Source organism: Klebsiella sp. RHBSTW-00484, from assembly GCF_013705725.1.
GTDB lineage: Bacteria > Pseudomonadota > Gammaproteobacteria > Enterobacterales > Enterobacteriaceae > Klebsiella.
This window is the reverse complement of sequence record NZ_CP055481.1, coordinates 5785169-5805753: the sequence shown is the minus strand read 5'-3', so window position 1 is coordinate 5805753 and position 20585 is coordinate 5785169. Positions and strand designations below refer to the sequence as shown.

Sequence of the window (20585 nt, the reverse complement as noted above, 5' to 3'; positions counted from 1 at the left end):
CGGACAGCCAAATCTACATGACGCCTGATTTATACGGGCAGCAGAGCGGAAAGCCGGGCCTGTACATCGACACACCCGGCCAGCACCAGGTTACCGCGCAGCAAGCCATCGTCGGCTAAAAAGTCATTGCTGGCACCGCCCGCTTCGACGATCAGCAGCATTCCTGCCAGCGCATCCCAGCTATTCATATGTTCTTCGTAATAGGCGTGCACCTGCCCGGTGGCGACGTGGGCCAGCATTAACGCTCCTGCGCCAAAGCGACGGTACTCCATTCCCGCGTTGATGACACGAGTGAGGGCTCGGGTATAGTTTTCTGCGGGCGCGCGGCTGGAACGCCCCATCCCAATCACCACCGTTTCCGGATCCGGTTCGCGTAACGTCAGGCGCTGATCGTTAAGAAAGGCACCTTTACTGCGGCGGGCAAAGAAAAATTCATTTCGGTCAGGGGCGTAAATAATCCCCAGTTCAAGCGTATTGTGCAGAACGTAAGCCAGAGAAATACACCAGTAGTCCATCCCCTGAATGTAGTTAGTGGTTCCGTCGATAGGGTCGAGCACCCAGGTTCCTTGCTCACCGCTTTCCAGGCCGCTCTCTTCGCCGAGAAAACCATCTTGCGGGCAGTGGATCTTCAGCCAGTCCTTGATCTCTTTTTCTACGAACAGATCGGCCTGCGAGACAAAATCCTGACGCGCTTTTTTATCTATCTGTAGCCCCGTATCGCGCAGCGCTTGTGCCTGCGCACCCAACTGGCGAATCAATTCGCATAATGACTGCTGTTGTTCTTCCGTCATATCCTGCTCTTATCGGTTGATGGCGACGTACGCCGATGAATTAACTGCACCCCCACCCACGTGGTGCGCGAAGGCTGTAAAGGATCGCTGGCCCGCTCCAGCAGGCGCATTAATGCCTGGCGGGAAATCTCCGCGACGTCCTGGTGCAAGGTGCTGAGCTGATAACTGTATTGCGCCGTTTGCGGCGTATTGTCAAAACCAATGAGCTGAAAATCTTCGGGAGCCTGCTTGCCGCGTCGGCGCATGCCGTCAAGGAAACCGCAGGCCAGCTGGGCATTGGCGCAGAAAATACCCTGTAGCCTGTCGTCGGCGCTGGTGGCGGCCTGAAAACCGCCGTCGTAGTCCTCAACCGGTGCGAAAAGGGCGTGCAGGTCACGTTGAGTATCCACGCCGAGTGCCAGCAGCGCCTGAGAAAACGCCGCGCCGCGCGTTTGTCCGGCCCAGGTTGAGTGATGATGGTTGAGCCAACCGAATCGATGACAGCCAGCGCGAACCAACTGCTCGGCTGCAAGGGTTGCTCCGGCGACATTATCCGAGCAAACGTAATCGACGCAGGGGATATTGGGTTGGCGATTGATGCCAAGCACCGGAATTTGCTGCTGAACGCACTCGTTAACCAGCGATTCCGGTGGTTGCCCGGAGGTGACGATAACGCCGGAAACGCGAAATTGGGCGAAGCGCCGCAGGGTTTGCGCCAGATCCTGTTCGCTACGGATTTCACTCACCAGCGCCTGAAAACCGCGGCGCTGGATCTCGCTGAGCAGCGCGTCAAGCAGGCTGCTGCGAAACGGATCGCTGATGCGCGAAACGATCACGCCGATCAGATGGCTGCGCCGTCGGTTTAACCCCTGGGCGAGGAAATTAACCTGATACCCCAGCTCTTCGGCCGCGCGCAGTACGCGTTCTCTGGTATCGGGAGAGATGCTGCCGTTATTGCTCAGGGCGCGGGAAACCACCGCCCGTGAGACCCCCGCACGCTGGGCGACATCCTGCGCGGTAATACTCTGTTTACGCGGCGATGAAGTCATATCGGGCGTTCCGAATGTTGGAGCTCATACTGCAGGCCGTCGTGGCTAACGAACAAGCCTTCCCACGGCAGGCAGGCGAATTTCAGCGCGGGCAATATCGCGTCGTAGCAGTGATAGAGCCCCATCGTACGCAAATTGAGCTGCTGGAATAGCGCCAGGCATGAAGGGAAATCGCCGTGCGAGGCGTCATCGGCCAGCGCGGTCAGCGAGGCGCACTCCTGAAATACCAAATCGGCCCCTGCCATCAGCGCAATGGAATCCGGCGTCGGGCGACCATCACCGCTGTAGAACAGGGTTTGCCCGCCGAAGGTGATACGAATGGCGCGATTGGTCAGCTCATGCTGCGTTTGTGCAGTCTGAATATGCCAGTCATGCCACGTCCAGGCCTCTGCGCTGTCACGCCAGTCGATGGCAAAACACAAGGTTGTTTGCGGCCAGTTTGCCAGCGCTGCCAACTGCATCAGGACCGGGCGCTGCTGCGGCTGGCTGTAGATAATCAGCGGCTTCTGGCGGGAAAAACTCTTCCAGTAGTTGAGCAGCGCCGTGAGGCCGGTGCAGTGGTCCGGGTGAACGTGGGTGAAATAGATAACGTCAATCTCGTTGATATCGCCGCCGCGCCGCCACAGCGCCCGGGGGATTGTGGGGCCGCAATCAATCAGCCACTGTCGGTTTTGGGCGTCGATAACCCGTAGTGCAGAGGTATTTTGTTCGCTGGAGAAAGCGCTGCCGCAGCCAAGAACATCTATTTTCATTTTCCCTCGCCGAAATTTTAGGGTGCTTAATTAAATTGTCACAAATACCCGACAAAGTAGGCCCACATCATGTCGAGTCAACGTTGCATTTTTTTTACATTCAAATGAACACGTGTTCATCAAAACGATAAAAATGCAGGCACAGAGATTTTTGGGTATCGAATATGAGCTATTTACAGATCTCCCGGTTAAAGATTAGCTACGGCGATAAAGTCGTTTTGCATAATATCGATCTGAGCGTTGAGAAAGGGGAAATGATTGCCCTGCTGGGCCCTTCTGGTTGTGGGAAAACAACGCTTTTGAACGCGCTTTGCGGGTTTATTCCGACGCAGACGGGAGAGATTGCCGTTGCCGGACGCGATATTACCCGCAGCGCGCCGGAGCAGCGCAATATCACCATGGTCTTCCAAAGCTATGCCCTGTGGCCGCATATGACGGTGGCACGTAATATTGGCTATGGCCTGAAGCTACGCAAATTGCGGGGCGACGACATTGATCGCCGGGTGGCGGAGTTGCTCAATATCGTCAATCTCAACGGTCTGGCTGATGTGAAGGTGACTGAACTTTCCGGTGGTCAACGCCAGCGGGTGGCTCTGGCGCGGGCGCTGGCGATAGAACCGGATGTTCTGGTACTGGATGAACCGCTCTCAAACCTTGATGCGAAAGTGCGACTTAACGTACGCCACGAAATCAAAGCGCTGCAAAAAAGACTCGGCTTTACCTCGTTAATCGTTACTCACGATCAGCAGGAGGCGCTGGTGATGGCCGACCGCATCGCGGTATTAAATAATGGCCGTATTGAGCAAATAGGTTCGCCAGAGGATATTTATCAGCGCCCGGCTACGCCTTTTGTTGCCGATTTTATGGGCGCGGATAATAAAATTTCCGCCAGCGAACTCTTTGCCGCAGAGGGTATTTATCTACGCGCCGTCGGGCAATATTCAGCTGAGCATTTTCACGACCATATTATTTATTTTCGCAGCGCCGATGCCGCGCTTGATGAATTATCCGAGAGTGCCACGCCAGAAGGGTTAACGCTGAGCGGCGTGGTTGAACAAAGTGCTTTTCTCGGCAACTTATATCGCCATAGTGTGCGCTGTCATGACCGAGTCCTGCTGGCGGATTCTGCGCACTGCTGGCCAGCCAGCACGCCGGTCAGGCTACATGTTCCGGCGCCCGCACTGCATATTTTTCCTTCATCACAAGCCCATTAACTTCATCGTGTTCATTCTGGGGATAGACCATGTTTACGAAAACGAAAGCCGCGGTAGTGACTGCATTACTCCTGAGCTACGGCGCGCAGGCAGACACCGTTCTTCACGTCGCTACGGCGGGGGATCAGAATATGGTGGATTATGTCAAAACCTGGCTGGGGCCGAAGTTTGAAGCGGCGCATCCGGGCGTCAAAGTGCAGGTGGTCGGTACCGGTCCGGGAGACGCGGGGTCGAATAAAATCATTGAAAAGCTGACGGCGCAAAAAGAGAGCGGCGCGCAGAGCTGGGATATTGATGTGGCAGTGGTGCATCAGAAAGCCGGCGGTGAGCTGGTGGAGAAAGGGCTACTGGAGAAGTATCGCCAGCAGATTAAGACCGGTTCAATGGTGAGCGCCGACAACGCAAAGAACGCCCTTGGGGTGAACGTTGACGGCTACGTTATGCCGATGTTTTTAAGCCAGACCGCCATTGCCTGGAATAGCGATGCCATTAAAACGCCTCCGGCTTCCTACGATGAGCTGGTGAGCTGGGCGCAAAAAAATCCGCAGGCCTTTGGCTACAACGGCATTAAGAACGGCATGTCCGGCGTCAGCTTTGTGGTGGGCTGGATCTACGCCTACGGCACCGATGCCCAGCGTTTGTCTTCTCTGCCGTACGATAAAGGCGTTGAAAAAAACTGGGGTCAGGCTTACGAGAAGCTGAAAGCGTTTAATAAGAACGTCACCTTCACGCCGGGTAACGCCGGGACGCTCGATATGCTGAGCCGTGGCGAAATCATGATGGGACCGGTGTGGGTGGATATGTTCTATAGCTGGAAAGATCAGGGCAAGCTGCCGCCGTCGATTAAGCTGTCGCTGTTAGCGCCGGGAATGCCGGGCCAACCGATGTACTACGTTACCCCGGCGAAGGCGGCGAATCCGCAGCTGGCACGTGAGTTTATCGAACTGGCGACCAGCCCGGAAGTGCAGGCGCAGGGGATCGTGAAGCAGTTTAACTGGTATCCGGGGATCGACGCTGAACAGGTGAAGCCGAAGCTTGATGCGCAAACCTGGCAAAAACTGTTTGCTGAAATTTCACCGCAGGCGCTGGCGGAATACGGTAAGAGCTTCCCGATTACGCCATATTTTGACGACATCAAAGAAGGCTATGAAAGCCAGGTCGCCAATTAATTGACTGCTGATGCTCAGGCGCGGCGTGACGTCGCCCTGAGCTTTTTCTTGTTGCTGACACCAGGTTTGCTATGCGTACTTCGCTGAAATACTTGCTGCTGGTCTCACCGGCCGCGTTGATGATCGCCGTACTCTTTTTATATCCGCTGGGCTTCTCGCTAATCGCCGCCTTTACCGACGATGCGCAGCGGCTCACGCTGGCTCATTTCCGTAAGGTATATGCGCTCTATTCCAGCGATATTCTGTTTACACTGATTATTGTGCTGGCTTCGGTGGCGCTGCTGGCGGTTCTCTCCATTACTCTTTCGGCGGTGATCACGCTCTCGCCCTGTCGGCCTATTGTCCGCATGCTGGGTTTTTTGTATCGCCTGCCGCTGTTCATCCCTTTTATCGTCGCCGCGCAGATGATGCGTACCTTTCTGGCCAAAAACGGCTTGATGAACAACGCGCTGGTGGCAACTGACCTCATCACTCCGCTGGAGACCATCTCCTGGCTGGGCTGGAAGGGGATCATTATCACTTTTGTCTGGAAGCAACTGGCGTTTGCCACGTTGCTTATCTGTGGGGCAATGGCCGCGCTTGAGCAATCGCAAATTCTGGCGGCGCGTAATCTTGGTGCGTCGCGTCCGCGTATTCTGTTCGACATTATTTTGCCGCAGGTGCTGCCAGCAATCGGCGTGGCGCTGGTACTCTCCACCGTCACCATGATGTCGGTGCTGTCGGTCCCGCTGATGATAGGCGTCGGCTCGCCGACGATGATGACCGTGGATATGGCCTTTCGCGTTAATTCCTATGGCGACTACGCCGTCGCTAATGCGCTTGGCGTGGTGTCGTTGCTGATTTGCGGGGCGCTGTCGTGGTTTTATCTGCGCCATAGTTTGCAGCAAAAAGGGAGCGAATAATGAAAGAGGCAATCATGACACGACCGGGAACGCTGCTGGCGAAAGGCCGCAGAAAGCTGAGCGCCAGCCTGCCGCTACAAACGTTACTGCTGGTCTTTATGCTGTTGGCGATGTTTGGCCCGCTGCTGAACTTGCTCATCTGGACGGTGGCGGAGAGCTGGTTTTTCCCGCATTCGCTGCCCAGCCAATGGGGGCTGAAATACTGGTATCAGGTATTCAGCCCCTACAGCGATGTGTCCGGCTCGTTGCTGACCAGCGTGCTGATTGCGCTGCTATCGGTGCTGGTATGTCTGCTGATCTCCATTCCGGCGGGCTACGCGCTTTCAAGGCGCGGGATGCCGCTACGGGTGTTGTTTATGCTGTTGTTTCTGATCCCGCAGGCGTTTCCCAATCTGACGGTGTACATGAATATCGCCCGGCTTTTCTATCAATGGGAGCTTAACGGCACGGTAGCGGGGGTTGTGTTGGTGCACAGCGTACATGGGTTGATGTATTCGGTGTGGATTTGCGTGGCGGCCTTTTCGGCGGTTGATCCGCTACTGGCGAGGGCTTCGCGTAATCTGGGGGCCGGACCGATTTATACCTTCTGGCATATTGTGCTGCCGCAGGCTTCGCCGGGAATTATCGCCGCCAGCATTTTTGTGTTTCTGGAGTCGCTGGACGAATTTACCGGCACCTTTTTTGTCGGCGCGCCGGATATCACCACCTTGCCGCTGCTGCTGTATAACGCCAGTATGTCGGGCAACTATCAAGTATCGTCAATTACGGCGCTGATTTTACTGGTGCCATCGCTGCTGTTTATGCTGGTGATTCATAAATTTATGCGCCCGGAGATGCTGTCGAAGATGGGCAAATAGCGGTAAAAAAAGCTTCCCGTTGGGAAGCTTTTTTAACATCAGGTCATCATCATCGGCCATTCCGGCGGGGTCTGGCTCATGACTTCAATCATGACATCTTTGATATTGCCCCAGATCTTTGCAACGTCCAGCAGCGTAATACCTAACAGACCGGTGGCAAACCAGCAGGCTGCGGCCAGGCCTACACAGCTACAAATAACCGCTAAACCGGCATAATCACTTTTACGCAGCTGAATATTCATCGAGCTGGCCAGGAACATCAGCACTGCGCTCACGAGTGGCCAGCGCAAAAGTACGACACTGGTAGTAATGGTAGCCATCAACCTTTCCTCAAAGAAATGCGGGAGCCTTTGACAACCTGACGAGACTAACGATGACGTGGTGCTCTGGCTATCTACAGGCAAACAAGAGAGTAATGAAACAACGTTCTTGTTTCATCAACTAATGTGAACTATATCACAATTGTTCTTTTATTCACCAGCCAAAAAAAGTACTTTTCTTGCGCTTATTAACCACTTTGTTTGAGTGGTTAATAAGAGAGGGAGGGATGTATCTTTCATTCAGAAGGCGATTATAAACGATAGCCAGCCGCAATTCTTTTTTATTAGCGTTTATGTTCTGCGGATTTTATTACTTATTCCCGCCAATTATACGGATAAACCGAATGAGATAGTGGAGCTAATCTCATTATGTTAAGAATGTTTCTCCAGCCTTCTATAAGTCAGTATTATTCATGATTCATAGTCATGAGGTTTTTACGTCAAAGCGTGGGTTGCTGAATTGCCCTGATTCATATCACAGTAAGCAGAGTCATCGGGGCCTTTCACCTTGATTAAGGCGTATCGCATGGATAAAAAGCGGAAATGAGTCATAGCTCGCCACATAAGGCGTTAAGAGTATTTGGCATCGTGCTGGTTATTCTGCTACCAGTGATGCTGGCATTGTGGTTTGCACAAATACGCGCCAAAGCGGAAACCACCGATCAGCTACGGGTGTTTTCTAAGCTGGCGCTGCAAAAAACTGAGGTGGTCATTCGTGAAGCCGATGAGGCGCGCGATAAAGCCAGGTTATATCAGGGGGAGCTATGCTCGCCACAACATCAGCAACATATGTTGAGTATTGTTCGCGGCCTGCTCTATATCGACGATTTAATCTATGCCAATGGCACGCATTTTTTCTGCTCGACTTCGGTACGTCGCCAGGCCGGATGGCGCATTCCGGCTGCGACGTATACTAAAAAGCCGGATATTGCGATTTACTACTACCGCGAAACCCCTTTTTATCCCAGCTATGCCATGAACTATATGCAGCGCGGTCATTATGTGGCGGTGATTCATCCGCTTTCCTTTAGCGCGTTGATAACCAGCGACCGCGATCTGGCATGGGGCGTTTTTGATACCAAAACCAACCAGTTTTTTTCCGTCAGTACGAATGCAGACCCCGGCCAATTGCATCGGTTGATCCGTGATGAAGAGGCGTTTTTTCATCAGGATGGACGCGTTTATACCATTGCCCATTCCACCGTTCGCCCGATAGCCGTCATTATGTCCACTTCGCGGGTGAGCTATTATCAGAATTTTTATAATCAGGTAACGCTGACCCTGCCGCTAGGGCTGATTTGCAGCATCTTGCTTTTGCTGGTGTGGTCACGCACTCGACAGCAGTATCATTCTCCACGCAGCATGCTGCAGCGAGCGCTAAACCGTCGCCAACTGTGCCTGCACTACCAGCCGATCATTGATATCAAAAATAACTGCTGCGTGGGTGCCGAGGCGCTGTTGCGCTGGCCTGGATTTGATGGCCCGGTGATGAGCCCGGCTGAGTTTATCCCGCTGGCGGAAAATGAGGGGATGATTGCGCAGGTCACGGACTATGTGGTGGATGAGGTATTCGCCGATATGGGCGAGTTTCTGGCCCGGCACCCGCATTTATACGTGGCAATCAACCTTTCGGCTTCGGATTTCCACTCCGCGAGATTGATTGAGCACATCAACGAAAAGGTCCACCGCCATGCAGTTAGCGTGGAGCAGATTAAAATCGAAGTGACTGAGCGCGGGTTTATCGATGTGCCGAAAACCACCCCGGTGATTCAGGCCTTCCGCGACGCGGGGTATGAAATTGCGATTGATGATTTTGGTACCGGCTACTCCAACCTGCACAACCTCCATTCGTTGAACGTAGACATCCTCAAGATTGATAAATCCTTCGTTGATGCGCTAACGAACAACAGCACCAGCCACCTGATTGCTGAACATATTATTCAGATGGCTAACAGCTTGCATTTAAAGATCGTTGCCGAAGGGGTTGAAACGGCCGACCAGGTGGCGTGGTTACAAAAGCACGGCGTGCAATACTGCCAGGGCTGGCACTTTGCGAAAGCGATGCCACCGCTGGAGTTTATGCAGTGGCTGGCTAACGCCCGCACCAGCCTTTGTCCGCATCAACAACATCTTCACGCGGAGATTTGATGGCGATAGGCGCTGGGCGTGCGGTCGAACTCGCGGCGGAAAACCCGCGAAAATGTTTGCTGCGATACGTAGCCAAGATCCATCGCGATATCAAAAATAGGGCGCTGGGTGGTTCTTAGCGCTTCTGCGGCAAGCAGCAGGCGGCGCTGGCGAATGTAATCCCCCAGGGTTTGATGCATCACTGCGCGAAACATCCGCTGGAGATACCATTTCGAATAGCCCGATTTTCTGGCGACTACATCAATGTTAAGTGGTTGATCGATATGTTCATCAATCCATTCAATAAGTGTTTGGATAATATCGTGATGGGACATATTGCGGCCTCTCTCAATTCTCGATTCGTCGTTTTGTCTGTGGGCGAGTATAATTCCTCAAGTTAACTTGAGGTAAAGCGCTTTATGGAAAAGAAATCCCCTCGCATCAAAATGCTGCTGACCCCCGGCGAAGTGGCAAAACGAACCGGTGTTGCTGTCTCCGCGCTGCACTTTTATGAAAGCAAGGGGCTGATTCACAGCCAGCGTAACGCCGGTAATCAGCGGCGCTATCGGCGTGATGTCCTGCGCGCGGTGGCGATCATTAAAATTGCGCAACGTATTGGTATTCCGCTGTCGACGATTGGCGATGCGTTCGGCGTGTTGCCGGAAGGGCATAACCTCAGCGCCAAAGAGTGGAAGATGCTGTCATCCCAGTGGCGGGAAGAGCTGGATCGGCGCATTCACACTCTGACCGCACTGCGCGATCAGCTGGATGGCTGCATTGGCTGCGGCTGCCTGTCGCGTCGCGACTGCCCGTTACGTAACCCTGGCGATAAGCTGGGCGAAGAGGGGACTGGCGCGCGGCTGTTGGAAGAGGAGTAAAAAAACTAAAGCGCCACAACAGGGCGCTTTAGTTGTTTTCCGGTCTTGGTCTTTCGCACTATCCCGCTGCTTCGCAGGAGGGTTTCCCCCGACGTCGGCTCCCCTCGGTATTGCGCAATGTGTTGATTGAGGTTCCGGTTTGTGCCGACAACTTAAGTGTGGCACTTCCCGCTGATTTTTCCTCTTTGGTTTGCCGGAAAATTTCCGTCATTCGCCGCCTGTTCCTATAGTTAATTTGAACAAACAGCGGGAGAAGCCCATGTTGACGGTACATCATCTTAATCAGTCGCGATCGCAGCGCGTGTTATGGGCGCTTGAAGAGCTGCAACTGCCTTACCAGATAGTCTCTTATCAGCGGGGGAAAAATATGCTCGCCCCGGCGGAGTTAAAGGATATTCATCCGCTAGGTAAATCGCCGGTGGTGGAAGATAACGGCTACATCCTCGCAGAATCCGGCGCAATCCTGGAATATTTGCAGGAGACCTATGACAGCATCCAGCGGTTCAGGCCGCAGTCGATAGAAGATAAGTTGCAATACCGCTTTTGGCTGCACTACGCCGAAGGTTCGCTGATGCCGCTGCTGCTGATGAAACTGGTGTTCGCCAGTCTGGGTAAGCCGCCGGTTCCTTTTGGCATGCGCACTCTGGGCAATGCGTTAGGCAAAGGTGTACAAAAAGCCTGGCTTGATCGGCAAGTGGAAACGCACGCCCGTTTTATTGAAGAGCATCTTTCCCGACACCGATGGTTTGCCGGAGCCGAACTGAGTATGGCGGATATCCAGATGAGCTTCCCGGCGATGGCGTTGCTGGGGCGTGGCGGTGTGGACCATTTACCTCATCTGACGCAGTGGGTACAGCGTATAGAGCAGCGCCCGGCGTGGCAGAGGGCGATTGAGCGCGGTGGTCCTTTTACCTTACCCGGTGGGTGAAGCATTACTAAAGCCGATGACTGGAAAAAGTTGCTATCAGTGCAATGCAAAAATGTTACCGGATTGCGCATGGACGATAACGTTTGCGCATCGGCTGGTTATTTCCTGAACGTCATAAGCGAAATTTAGCGAAATACGGCAATCTTCAGTTGAAAAGGCCCATCTAAAGGCTGGATAATCGTTTGCCTTTTTATTTTGCTCATCATTCCCTCTGCTAACAGGGGGGAGCAAAGTCATTCTTCACACCGTATTGTATGCGCGGAGTTAAACGTTTGCTTTTCACAGCCCCTGGCGCTGCGATGTAGCACAAGGAGATCGCGTTTAACTGGCAGTGGATGGTCCACCTCGCATCCAAACGAACGATAAAAATTCTCAGGGGAAGTTTTCTATGTCTACGCCTTCAGCGCGTACCGGCGGTTCATTGGACGCCTGGTTTAAAATTTCTGCTCGCGGCAGCACCGTGCGCCAGGAAATCGTTGCCGGTCTTACGACCTTTCTGGCGATGGTGTATTCCGTCATCGTGGTGCCGGGTATGCTCGGAAAAGCCGGTTTCCCACCGGCGGCGGTCTTTGTCTCCACCTGCCTGGTGGCGGGCGTTGGCTCTCTGCTGATGGGACTGTGGGCGAACCTGCCGCTGGCAATTGGCTGCGCGATTTCGCTGACCGCCTTTACCGCCTTTAGCCTGGTGTTGGGCCAACAGATCAGTATTCCGGTAGCGTTGGGTGCCGTGTTCCTGATGGGCGTGTTGTTTACCGTGATTTCCGCAACCGGTATTCGTAGCTGGATCTTGCGTAATCTGCCGCAGGGCGTTGCGCACGGCACGGGGATTGGTATCGGCCTGTTCCTGCTGCTGATCGCTGCCAACGGCGTTGGTCTGGTCATTAAAAACCCGCTGGACGGCCTGCCGGTGGCGTTGGGTAATTTCGACAGCTTCCCGGTGATTATGTCGCTGGTGGGGCTGGCGGTGATTATCGGCCTCGAAAAACTCAAAGTGCCGGGCGGTATCCTGCTGACGATTATCGGCGTGTCGATTATCGGTCTGATTTTCGATCCTAACGTTCACTTCTCTGGTGTTTTCGCTATGCCGTCGCTGAGCGACGAGCACGGCAACTCGCTGATTGGCAGCCTGGATATCGTGGGTGCGCTGAACCCCATCGTTCTGCCGAGCGTGCTGGCGCTGGTGATGACCGCAGTATTTGATGCTACCGGCACCATCCGCGCGGTAGCCGGTCAGGCAAACTTGCTGGATAAAGACGGGCAGATTATCAACGGCGGCAAAGCATTGACCACTGACTCCCTGAGCAGCGTCTTCTCAGGTCTGGTCGGCGCGGCTCCGGCAGCGGTCTATATCGAGTCAGCCGCAGGCACTGCCGCGGGCGGTAAAACCGGCCTGACTGCGGTAACCGTTGGCGTGCTGTTCCTGCTGATCCTGTTCCTCTCTCCGCTCTCTTATCTGGTACCGGCGTACGCGACGGCTCCGGCGCTGATGTACGTTGGTTTGCTGATGCTGAGCAATGTGGCGAAAATCGACTTTAACGATTTTGTCGATGCGATGGCGGGCCTGATTACGGCGGTCTTTATCGTACTGACCTGTAACATCGTTACCGGCATCATGATTGGCTTTGCTTCACTGGTGATTGGTCGTCTGGTGTCCGGGGAGTGGCGCAAGCTGAACCTGGGGACGGTGATCATCGCGGCGGCGCTGGTTATTTTCTACGCTGGCGGCTGGGCGATTTAACTTTTTCTGCTAATCACGGGCGGCTTTGGCCGCCCGATTTATTTTTAAGCCACATCCTGTTTCCTTTTGCGTTAATCTGAGTAGCGTACTATTTCGAGACATGACGCCTCAGATGTAAAAAAAGAAAACGCAGCAAACAGGGAACACATGGAAATATTCTTTACCATACTCATCATGACCCTCGTGGTCTCTCTCTCCGGGGTAGTTACACGCGTACTGCCCTTTCAGGTTCCACTACCTTTAATCCAAATAGGCATTGGCGCGATGCTGGCCTGGCCTACCTTTGGACTACACGTCGAATTCGACCCTGAACTCTTTCTGGTTCTGTTTATCCCGCCGCTGCTATTTGCTGATGGCTGGAAGACGCCGACCCGCGAGTTCATTGAGCATGGGCGAGAAATATTTGGTCTGGCGCTAGCGCTGGTGCTGGTGACGGTGGTCGGTATTGGCTACCTCATCTACTGGATCGTGCCGGGCATTCCGCTGATACCGGCCTTCGCGCTGGCGGCGGTGCTGTCGCCAACCGATGCCGTGGCGCTCTCCGGGATTGTTGGTGAAGGGCGCATCCCGAAAAAAATTATGGGTATTTTGCAGGGTGAGGCGCTGATGAACGACGCCTCCGGCCTGGTCTCCCTGAAGTTTGCCGTCGCGGTAGCGATGGGCACGATGGTCTTTACCGTCGGCGGAGCGACGGTAGAGTTCTTCAAAGTGGCGGTGGGCGGCATTCTTGCAGGCTTCGTGGTCAGCTGGCTGTACGGGCGCTCAATGCGCTTTCTTAGCCGTTGGGGCGGCGATGAACCGGCAACGCAGATTGTCCTGCTATTCCTGCTGCCGTTCGCTTCCTACCTGATTGCTGAACATATCGGTTTTTCCGGGATCCTGGCGGCGGTTGCTGCGGGGATGACCATCACCCGTTCCGGCGTGATGCGCAGCGCACCGCTGGCGATGCGCCTGCGTGCTAACAGCACCTGGGCGATGCTGGAGTTCGTGTTTAACGGCATGGTTTTCCTGCTGTTGGGGCTGCAGTTGCCGGATATTCTGTCGAGCTCGCTGGTGGCGGCAGAAGCGGATCCGAACGTTGAAACCTGGATGCTGTTTACCGATATCATCCTGATTTACGCCGCCCTGATGCTGGTGCGATTTGGCTGGCTGTGGACGATGCGTAAATTGAGCCAGCGCTTCCTGAAAAAGAAACCGATGGAGTTTGGCTCCTGGACCACGCGTGAGCTGCTGATCTCCTCCGTCGCCGGGGTGCGTGGGGCGATTACTCTTGCCGGTGTGCTGTCGATTCCTCTGCTGTTGCCGGACGGTAACGTCTTCCCGGCGCGCTATGAGCTGGTGTTCCTTGCCGCCGGGGTGATTCTGTTTTCCCTGTTTGTTGGTGTGATTGCGCTGCCGATTCTGCTGCGCCATATCGAGTCGAGCGACCATGTTCAGCAGCGCAAAGAAGAGCGTCTGGCACGGGCGGCAACGGCGGACGTGGCGATTGTCGCGATTCAGAAAATGGAAGAGCGCCTGGCATCGGACACCAAAGAGAATATCGATAATCAGCTGCTGACCGAGGTCAGTTCGCGGGTAATTGGTAACCTGCGTCGTCGGGTCGATGGACGTAACGATGTGGAAACGTCGATGCTGGAAGAGAGCCTCGAACGCCGGTTCCGCCTGGCGGCGCTGCGTTCAGAGCGCGGGGAGCTATACCACCTGCGTGCCACCCGGCAGATCAGCAACGAGACGCTGCAGAAGATGTTGCACGATCTCGACCTGCTGGAAGCGTTGTTAATCGAAGATCAGTAACTCCGTACCTGTTCCCCGGAGGCGCTGTGCTGACCTGGATTTTCGAGGTGTGATTTTCCCGGAGGCGGCGCCTGATGCGCCTTGTCCGGGCTACCGTCCCTCAGACGATTGGGAATCTGTAGCCCGGGTAAGGCGTTAACCGCGACCCGGGACGAAGCCGCCGCTAGCATCGTATGGTTTTGGTAGCCCGATGTGATGGACACCTCCCACCTTACGGCATCAGAACGTGCCAGACTGGAAGTGTTACCTGCAGTCCACAGGAGGAGGTGTCCACCATGAATATTAAACGTATCGGTCTTGACCTGGCAAAAAATGTCTTTCAGATCCATGCTGTGGATCACCATGAACATGTCGTCGTGCGGAAATCTCTCCGCCGCGCCCACATGCACGCTTATTTCTCTCAGCTGGCTCCCTGCACCGTCGGGATTGAAGCCTGCGCGTCATCCCACTACTGGGCCCGCGAACTCACCCGCATGGGACATACCGTGCACATTATTCCCCCGAAGTTTGTTAAGCCCTACCTCAGGGGCAACAAGAATGATGCCAACGATGCCGAAGCCATCTGTGAAGCCATCAGCCGCCCCGCCATGCGCTTCGTCGCGGTTAAGACAGAGCGCCAGCAGACTCTTCAGGCTGAGCATCGCGTGCGGGCCAGAGTGATAAAAAGCCGCACGGCGCTGTGCAACGAGATACGGGGCTTTCTGGGCGAATTCGGCGTGGTGCTGCCGGTCGGCATCAGCCAGTTGCGTAAGGCGCTGCCGGAGATACTGTCACAGCAGGAGCAGTGGGATGACCGGTTTATGCGCCTGCTGTGCGAGCTGGCCGAAGAGCTGCGGATGCTGGATGACCGGGTGGCGGGGCATGACCGGCGGCTCGCAGAGGCGGCGCGGGAAGATATCTGCATCCAGCGGCTGATGAAAATAGAAGGTATCGGCGTGATAACCGCCAGCGCGATGGTGGCGTTGTTGGGTGACGCGACGCAGTTTAAGAACGGTCGGGAGATGGCGGCTTATGTGGGGCTGGTTCCCCGGCAGCACTCAAGCGGCGGTAAGCAGCAGCTGGGGCATATCAGCAAGCGGGGTGACAGCTACCTGCGTACGCTGGTCATCCACGGGGCACGGTCAGTTCTGAAGACATGTGCAGGCAAAGAAGACCGGCGGAGCCAGTGGCTGCAGTCGGTGGCGGAAAGACGGAACCGGAATATCGCGACGGTGGCGCTGGCGAACAAGAATGTGCGGATAGCGTGGGCGGTGATGAGTCGCGGAGAAGATTACCATGGTTCACGGGTCGCCGGTTAACCGACACCCCGTGAACCATGCAGTAAAAAGAGCAGTAACCCTGTCGTGAGATTGCGAAGCGATTTAGCGTGATGAGTAACCGGTAAGACCAGCACCTGAGAAATCCGGCCTGTCCGAAGGCTCCCTGCGAAGCAAAGCCGATAGCCCGAAAGGAAGCAGGTGCGCAGAACACATCATGGCCCGGGTACGACGGTACCGAAAGAGAGGCCGGATATACGAACGCAACTTACCCTGGTGACTCACACAAAAAATAGCTTGCATCACGGGAGGTGTCCATATACGAACAGGCGCAACGCGCCGCCTCCGGGAACTCACTCCAGCCAGAACGCCTTACTACACTCCAGCCATGCCCGCGCGCTGTGCGACATATACACGCCCTCCCGCCAAATCATCCCCAGCTCCCAGCGCAGTTCGCTCTGCAACGGTATCCAGCAAAAGCTTTGCGGATCGAGACGCTGGCAAATCGGCTCCGGCAGAATCGCTATCCCAATCCCCGCTTGCACCATCGCGGCCAGAAAATCCCACTGCCCGCTACGCACCGCAATACGCGGCTTAACCTCATGCTGGGTAAAAAGCTGCATCAACTGCTGACTGAGGGCAAAATCTTCGTTGTAAATCACCAGAGGATGCTCGGCGAGCGCCTTCGGAGACAGTGACGATATGCTTTCCCATTGCGCTGTTCTCGGGGTCAGCACGCAGAGTGGATGATTAAACAACGACAGCGTGCTCAGGCCGCTGGCCTCATCAACAGGGAGTGCCGTCATCGCCAAATCCAGTTCGCCGTTGCTTACCGCCTGCTGCACCGTCAATCCGCCAAACTCGGCAATCTTTAGTTCAACGCCAGAGTAGCGCTGGCGAAAGTGGCTAATCGGTTCCGCCATCAGCATCCCTACCATCGGCGGGATCCCCAGACGCAGCACACCTTTGTGCAGATGATTAATATCGCTCAGCTCCGACTCCAGTTGATGAAACTCGCCAAGAATAGCCTGTCCGCGCTCGAAGACCACCCGTCCGGTATCCGTCAGCAATAGCTTGCGCCCATCGCGGATCAGCAAAGTGCAGTTCAGTTCATCTTCCAGATTTTTGAGCATCTTGCTGATCGTGGGCTGCGTGACGAATAGCTTCTCCGCCGCACGGGTAAAGCTCTGCTGGCGGACCACTTCAACAAAATAACGCAGCGTTCGGATATCCATCTTTTGCCTCAAAGGGTACTCCCTCCGGGGAGGTGGGAGGGGAATTTGAATTGACGCGCCAGCGTCAAAAGATTCGTTAGCCACGCTGGTGCTGTATGTACTTCTTCACAACTTCCAGCGGCGCTCCACCGCATGAGCCAACAAAGTAACTGCGTGACCATAGCACGGGCTTACTGTACGCAGCCCGCAAATCCAGAAACTCATTCCGTAGTCGCCGACTGGTGACGGCTTTCAGGCTGTTAACCAACTTTGACAACTGCACTGTCGGCGGGTATTCGATCAGCATGTGAATATGATCCGCCTCCCCGTCACACTCTTTCAGTTCCGCGCCGAAATCACCGCATACCCCGGATACATACTGATTGATTTTTTCGAGGTGTAATTCCCCGAAAACCTTTCTGCGATACTTCGTCACATAGACGATGTGAACATGCAGCAAATAGGTACTATACCTGCTTCTTTTGATTTCCTGCATCGCTTGAACCCGGGCAATTCTTGTGGTTAATTTATATACCTTGCTTTAATGCATACTGAATTAAATGTGCGGCTGTGCCCGTTTCGTCTGGAATTATGGCCTGGCAGAAACACAGCGCATTCTTGAGGCTGGTCAGAAACTGCCTACTGCCTTTGAGCTGAATAAAATGCTTACAGCGTGGAAGGGCTTACCTGATCTGGCCTTCCTTTCCGAAGCGTATACCGACAACCTAGAGCAGAAACTGAAAGACCTGCACGGGGCATGGAAACGTTGCTTTGACAGGCGTCTGGCGGCTGAAAAGCCGGTATTCAAGCGCAAGAGCAAAGGTAACGATTCGATCAGGGCTGGCACGAAATGCGCCGTCAGCTCGAATATAAGCAGCTCTGGCGTGGCAGAGAAGTGCAGGCCGTAAACCCGGCATACACCAGCCAAAAATGCGCGTGCTGCGGTCATACAGCGAAGGAAAACCGTCAATCGCAGGCAGTATTTGTCTGCATGGCGTGTGGTTATGAAGCGAACGCCGACATAAACGGCGCTCGTCATATTCTCGCGGCAGGACATGCCGTGTTGTCTGGGGCAAACCCTGGACGCGCCCGTAAGGCGGCGTAAGCCGTTAAGCGTGGAACCGGGCAATGCGGTAACGTGTTGCTACCTGAAAAGGGATCCCCCTCCTGATTCGCATAGCGAGAAGGTGGGGGAGGGTGTCAAAATTATTCCCTGAGACTATACCTGTGATGATTTTAATTCATTTCTACCGGGCCTGGTGGCTCTCTATACTGCACGCCTGTCATCTTTTTCAGGAATTCCGCTCATGGCCTTCGCGCCAGCTCGCGTGACGCCCTTCGTCATGCAACGCCTTCAGGTACCGATTCAGGTACTGATCTATGCCGGATTGTTTGTCTGCGCTGAATATTTGGTTAACTGGTTGCACCTGCCGCTTCCGGCAAATTTAGTCGGCATGTTGCTGCTGCTGGCGCTGATTGTCTGTCGGGTTATCCCCTTAAACTGGGTTCGCGCCGGGGCTCGCTGGCTGCTGGCGGAGATGTTGCTGTTTTTCGTGCCAGCAGTGGTTGCGGTGGTGAACTACGCCCAACTGCTGATGGTTGATGGCTGGCGCATCTTTTTGGTTATTGGGCTGAGCACCACCATGGTACTGGGCACGACGGCGTGGGTGGTCGATAAAGTGTATCGCTATGAAGTGAGCAGGATGAAACATGAGTGATTTTCAACTGAGCGTCCTGTGTCTTATCGTTACGCTGGGGCTCTATTTTGCCAACAAACGTCTCTATCGACGCTTTCATAAGCTCCCGCTGATGCCGCTGGTTTTTACCCCAGTCCTGTTGGTACTGATCCTGGTATTTGGCCATATCTCCTATCAAAGCTATATCGGGGAAACCCACTGGCTGCTGTGGTTGCTGGGGCCAGCGACCATCGCCTTTGCCGTTCCAGTGTATGATAATCTGACGATTATTAAGCGCCACTGGATGTCGCTGACCGCTGGCGTGACCACCGCGTCGGTAGTGGCGGTGACCAGCTCCGTCTGGTTGGCGCGATTATTTACGCTGCCCGATGAAATCCAGCGAAGCCTGGCGGTACGTTCGGTGACGACGCCCTTTGCTCTGGCGGCTGCCAAACCGCTGGGCGGTCAGCCTGATTTAGTCGCCCTATTTGTGGTTGTGACCGGGGTATTTGGTATGGCGGTGGGGGATATGTTGTTTCTGCGTCTTTCCATCCGAGAGGGGATGGCGAAAGGGGCGGGATTTGGCGCGGCGTCTCATGGTGCCGGAACGGCCCGCTCCTACGAGTTAGGCCCGCAAGAGGGCGTGGTCGCCAGCCTGGTGATGATGCTTTCCGGTGTGGTGATGGTACTGGCCGCGCCGTTGGTACGTTGGGTCATGTTTTGATAATCATTTAACCATCATCACGATTATTATCCTTGCGGATTGGCCGGGAGATATAATGGGGAATTAAGTATTTTTAATAGAAAATGTTAATTAACGCTACATATGTATACTTATGTAATTGATGATTAAATTAGTTGCGATATTAATGTTAAATAGAGATTAGGTGAGCTTTTTATTGGTTTTTTCGCGAACATTCTTAATTGCTTTACGTTTTAATTGTAACTAAATGTTTCTTTTTTTAGTGGATTTATAGTTGTTTTACGTATGTGTTTTATATTTTATATTTTTTGTGTGAATGTATTTGTTTTATAATATCATGATTTTTCTTGTTTATTTTTAAATTATACATTGTCATTATTGATGGTGAGTAATTATCTCCTTAAGAGAGGCATCCTAACCTTGTTGAGAACTTTCCTACTTTCGGTTATCTTGGCGACGTGAGCTTTTATTATTGAATGGATTCATGTGGAGCTAAAGCTCTTGTGTTGGTATTTGTAATCAATATTATATGCAAGTGATTCATTTCCCAGAAAGTATATCAACATTTATATCAAGTTGGTATCCAATCCCATTCTCTAATATATCGTCATAAACAATTGATGGATTGATTGTTAATCTGGATAAATAGGGGAATACCAATGAAAACCAATGTAAAAACTTTAGCTAAAATTCTGACCTTATCTGCGGGCTGCTCTCTGGTTGCAATGTCTCATGCGGATAACACTATTACTTTCACCGGAACGGTTTCCGATACGACGTGTACCGCCACTATTGATGGCGGCGTTTCCTCTATTGAGATGGGGACTGTCTCGGTAGCCGATTTGAGCGCTAATACCTATAGCGCGGCGAAGAGTTTCACTTTCAATCTGACCGGTTGCCCTACGGACGAAGATTCACTGACTAAAGCCAGAGTGACCTTTGGTGGTGAAGCGGATACATTTAATAGTGATTATTTTAAAAACCAGGCTTCAGGGACTCCAGCTACCAATGTCGCTATCGCTATTTTTGATAACGCCGGAGCTTTACAGAAGAACAATACTGAAGGCTCTGACGTTAATATCACCTCCGGTTCAGCAACCATTCCGTTTACCGTAAAAATGGCTAAGTCTGGAGCTGCTGCCCCAACTAAAGGCCCGGTAAGTACGACAGTAACTTATAACGTTACCTATTATTAATTAAGTCATAAATATATAAAGGGAAAGCGGTTTGCTTTCCCT

General features: G+C 53.7%; 21 protein-coding genes and 1 pseudogene. 15 read left to right on the top strand and 7 right to left on the bottom strand.

Translation table 11 applies throughout. The annotated features are described in order from the left end of the window. Positions 1–29: 29 nt before the first annotated feature. From HV213_RS27380 to HV213_RS27370, 3 genes are read right to left on the bottom strand one after another with little or no spacing between them, the layout of a single operon-like run. Complete coding sequence (locus HV213_RS27380; protein WP_181484012.1) at positions 30–791, bottom strand: inositol monophosphatase family protein; 762 nt, start codon at positions 789–791, stop codon at positions 30–32. Continuing rightward, positions 788–1819: a LacI family DNA-binding transcriptional regulator gene (locus HV213_RS27375; RefSeq protein WP_181484011.1), complete on the bottom strand. Its 1032-nt coding sequence runs from the start codon at positions 1817–1819 to the stop codon at positions 788–790. The genes HV213_RS27380 and HV213_RS27375 overlap by 4 nt, the downstream gene beginning before the upstream one ends. Beyond that, positions 1816–2571: an MBL fold metallo-hydrolase gene (locus HV213_RS27370; protein WP_181484010.1), complete on the bottom strand. Its 756-nt coding sequence runs from the start codon at positions 2569–2571 to the stop codon at positions 1816–1818. Before HV213_RS27370 ends, HV213_RS27375 begins: the two co-directional genes overlap by 4 nt. Positions 2572–2735: 164 nt before the next feature. On the opposite strand from HV213_RS27370, the gene HV213_RS27365 reads away from it, so the two are divergent. The 4 genes from HV213_RS27365 (at position 2736) to HV213_RS27350 (ending at position 6713) form a co-directional block, all read left to right on the top strand. Next, positions 2736–3785, top strand: a complete 1050-nt coding sequence (locus HV213_RS27365; RefSeq protein ID WP_181484009.1) for an ABC transporter ATP-binding protein — start codon at positions 2736–2738, stop codon at positions 3783–3785. Positions 3786–3814: 29 nt separating this feature from the next. Beyond that, positions 3815–4954, top strand: coding sequence for an ABC transporter substrate-binding protein (locus HV213_RS27360; RefSeq protein ID WP_181484008.1), 1140 nt, complete (start codon positions 3815–3817; stop codon positions 4952–4954). A 71-nt stretch (positions 4955–5025) separates the two neighbouring features. Next, positions 5026–5856, top strand: a complete 831-nt coding sequence (locus tag HV213_RS27355) for an ABC transporter permease (protein WP_181484007.1) — start codon at positions 5026–5028, stop codon at positions 5854–5856. Beyond that, the gene (locus HV213_RS27350) at positions 5856–6713 is read left to right on the top strand and encodes an ABC transporter permease (RefSeq protein WP_181484006.1); all 858 of its coding nucleotides are present in this window, start codon (positions 5856–5858) and stop codon (positions 6711–6713) included. The genes HV213_RS27355 and HV213_RS27350 overlap by 1 nt, the downstream gene beginning before the upstream one ends. A gap of 38 nt (positions 6714–6751) precedes the next feature. Here the strand turns inward: HV213_RS27350 and HV213_RS27345 are convergent, their stop codons facing one another. After that, positions 6752–7033 (bottom strand): YjcB family protein, encoded by a 282-nt coding sequence (locus tag HV213_RS27345; protein ID WP_181484005.1) that lies wholly within the window; start codon positions 7031–7033, stop codon positions 6752–6754. Positions 7034–7576: 543 nt separating this feature from the next. Between HV213_RS27345 and HV213_RS27340 the strand changes: the two genes are divergently transcribed. Beyond that, positions 7577–9181 (top strand): EAL domain-containing protein, encoded by a 1605-nt coding sequence (locus tag HV213_RS27340; RefSeq protein WP_181484004.1) that lies wholly within the window; start codon positions 7577–7579, stop codon positions 9179–9181. On the opposite strand, the gene soxS is transcribed toward HV213_RS27340, so the two are convergent. Continuing rightward, positions 9166–9495 (bottom strand): superoxide response transcriptional regulator SoxS, encoded by a 330-nt coding sequence (gene soxS / locus HV213_RS27335; RefSeq protein WP_110274562.1) that lies wholly within the window; start codon positions 9493–9495, stop codon positions 9166–9168. The two genes, HV213_RS27340 and soxS, sit on opposite strands and share 16 nt — an antisense overlap. An 84-nt stretch (positions 9496–9579) precedes the next feature. Between soxS and soxR the strand changes: the two genes are divergently transcribed. The 5 genes from soxR (at position 9580) to HV213_RS27310 (ending at position 15796) form a co-directional block, all read left to right on the top strand. Then, a complete protein-coding gene (soxR, locus tag HV213_RS27330) occupies positions 9580–10038 on the top strand; it encodes a redox-sensitive transcriptional activator SoxR (RefSeq protein WP_110274561.1) in 459 nt (152 codons plus the stop codon). 259 nt (positions 10039–10297) lie between these two features. Next, positions 10298–10966: a glutathione S-transferase family protein gene (locus HV213_RS27325; RefSeq protein WP_181484003.1), complete on the top strand. Its 669-nt coding sequence runs from the start codon at positions 10298–10300 to the stop codon at positions 10964–10966. A 388-nt stretch (positions 10967–11354) separates the two neighbouring features. After that, positions 11355–12704 (top strand): NCS2 family permease, encoded by a 1350-nt coding sequence (locus HV213_RS27320; RefSeq protein ID WP_181484002.1) that lies wholly within the window; start codon positions 11355–11357, stop codon positions 12702–12704. A gap of 147 nt (positions 12705–12851) precedes the next feature. Then, a complete protein-coding gene (locus tag HV213_RS27315) occupies positions 12852–14498 on the top strand; it encodes a Na+/H+ antiporter (protein ID WP_112215868.1) in 1647 nt (548 codons plus the stop codon). Between the two features lie 275 nt (positions 14499–14773). Continuing rightward, positions 14774–15796, top strand: a complete 1023-nt coding sequence (locus tag HV213_RS27310) for an IS110 family RNA-guided transposase (protein ID WP_181482372.1) — start codon at positions 14774–14776, stop codon at positions 15794–15796. A 311-nt stretch (positions 15797–16107) separates the two neighbouring features. Here HV213_RS27310 and HV213_RS27305 read toward each other — a convergent pair whose 3' ends face one another. Both HV213_RS27305 and tnpA read right to left on the bottom strand, forming a co-directional pair. Continuing rightward, positions 16108–16989, bottom strand: coding sequence for a LysR family transcriptional regulator (locus tag HV213_RS27305; protein WP_181484001.1), 882 nt, complete (start codon positions 16987–16989; stop codon positions 16108–16110). A 76-nt stretch (positions 16990–17065) separates the two neighbouring features. Beyond that, the gene (tnpA, locus tag HV213_RS27300; protein ID WP_181484000.1) at positions 17066–17464 is read right to left on the bottom strand and encodes an IS200/IS605 family transposase; all 399 of its coding nucleotides are present in this window, start codon (positions 17462–17464) and stop codon (positions 17066–17068) included. A 64-nt stretch (positions 17465–17528) separates the two neighbouring features. On the opposite strand from tnpA, the gene HV213_RS27295 reads away from it, so the two are divergent. From HV213_RS27295 to HV213_RS27275, 5 genes and pseudogenes are all read left to right on the top strand, one after another. Then, positions 17529–17876 carry a helix-turn-helix domain-containing protein gene (locus tag HV213_RS27295; RefSeq protein ID WP_181483999.1) on the top strand — a complete coding sequence of 116 codons (348 nt, stop codon included), beginning with the start codon at positions 17529–17531 and terminating at the stop codon, positions 17874–17876. Next, positions 17801–18073 (top strand): annotated as a pseudogene (locus HV213_RS27290) (RNA-guided endonuclease InsQ/TnpB family protein); the annotation flags it as partial. The gene HV213_RS27295 and the pseudogene HV213_RS27290, both read left to right, overlap by 76 nt. A gap of 202 nt (positions 18074–18275) precedes the next feature. Then, positions 18276–18686 (top strand): CidA/LrgA family protein, encoded by a 411-nt coding sequence (locus HV213_RS27285; protein WP_181483998.1) that lies wholly within the window; start codon positions 18276–18278, stop codon positions 18684–18686. Next, positions 18679–19368, top strand: coding sequence for an LrgB family protein (locus HV213_RS27280; RefSeq protein WP_181483997.1), 690 nt, complete (start codon positions 18679–18681; stop codon positions 19366–19368). The genes HV213_RS27285 and HV213_RS27280 overlap by 8 nt, the downstream gene beginning before the upstream one ends. A gap of 638 nt (positions 19369–20006) precedes the next feature. Further along, the gene (locus HV213_RS27275; RefSeq protein ID WP_181483996.1) at positions 20007–20543 is read left to right on the top strand and encodes a fimbrial protein; all 537 of its coding nucleotides are present in this window, start codon (positions 20007–20009) and stop codon (positions 20541–20543) included. Positions 20544–20585 lie beyond the last annotated feature (42 nt).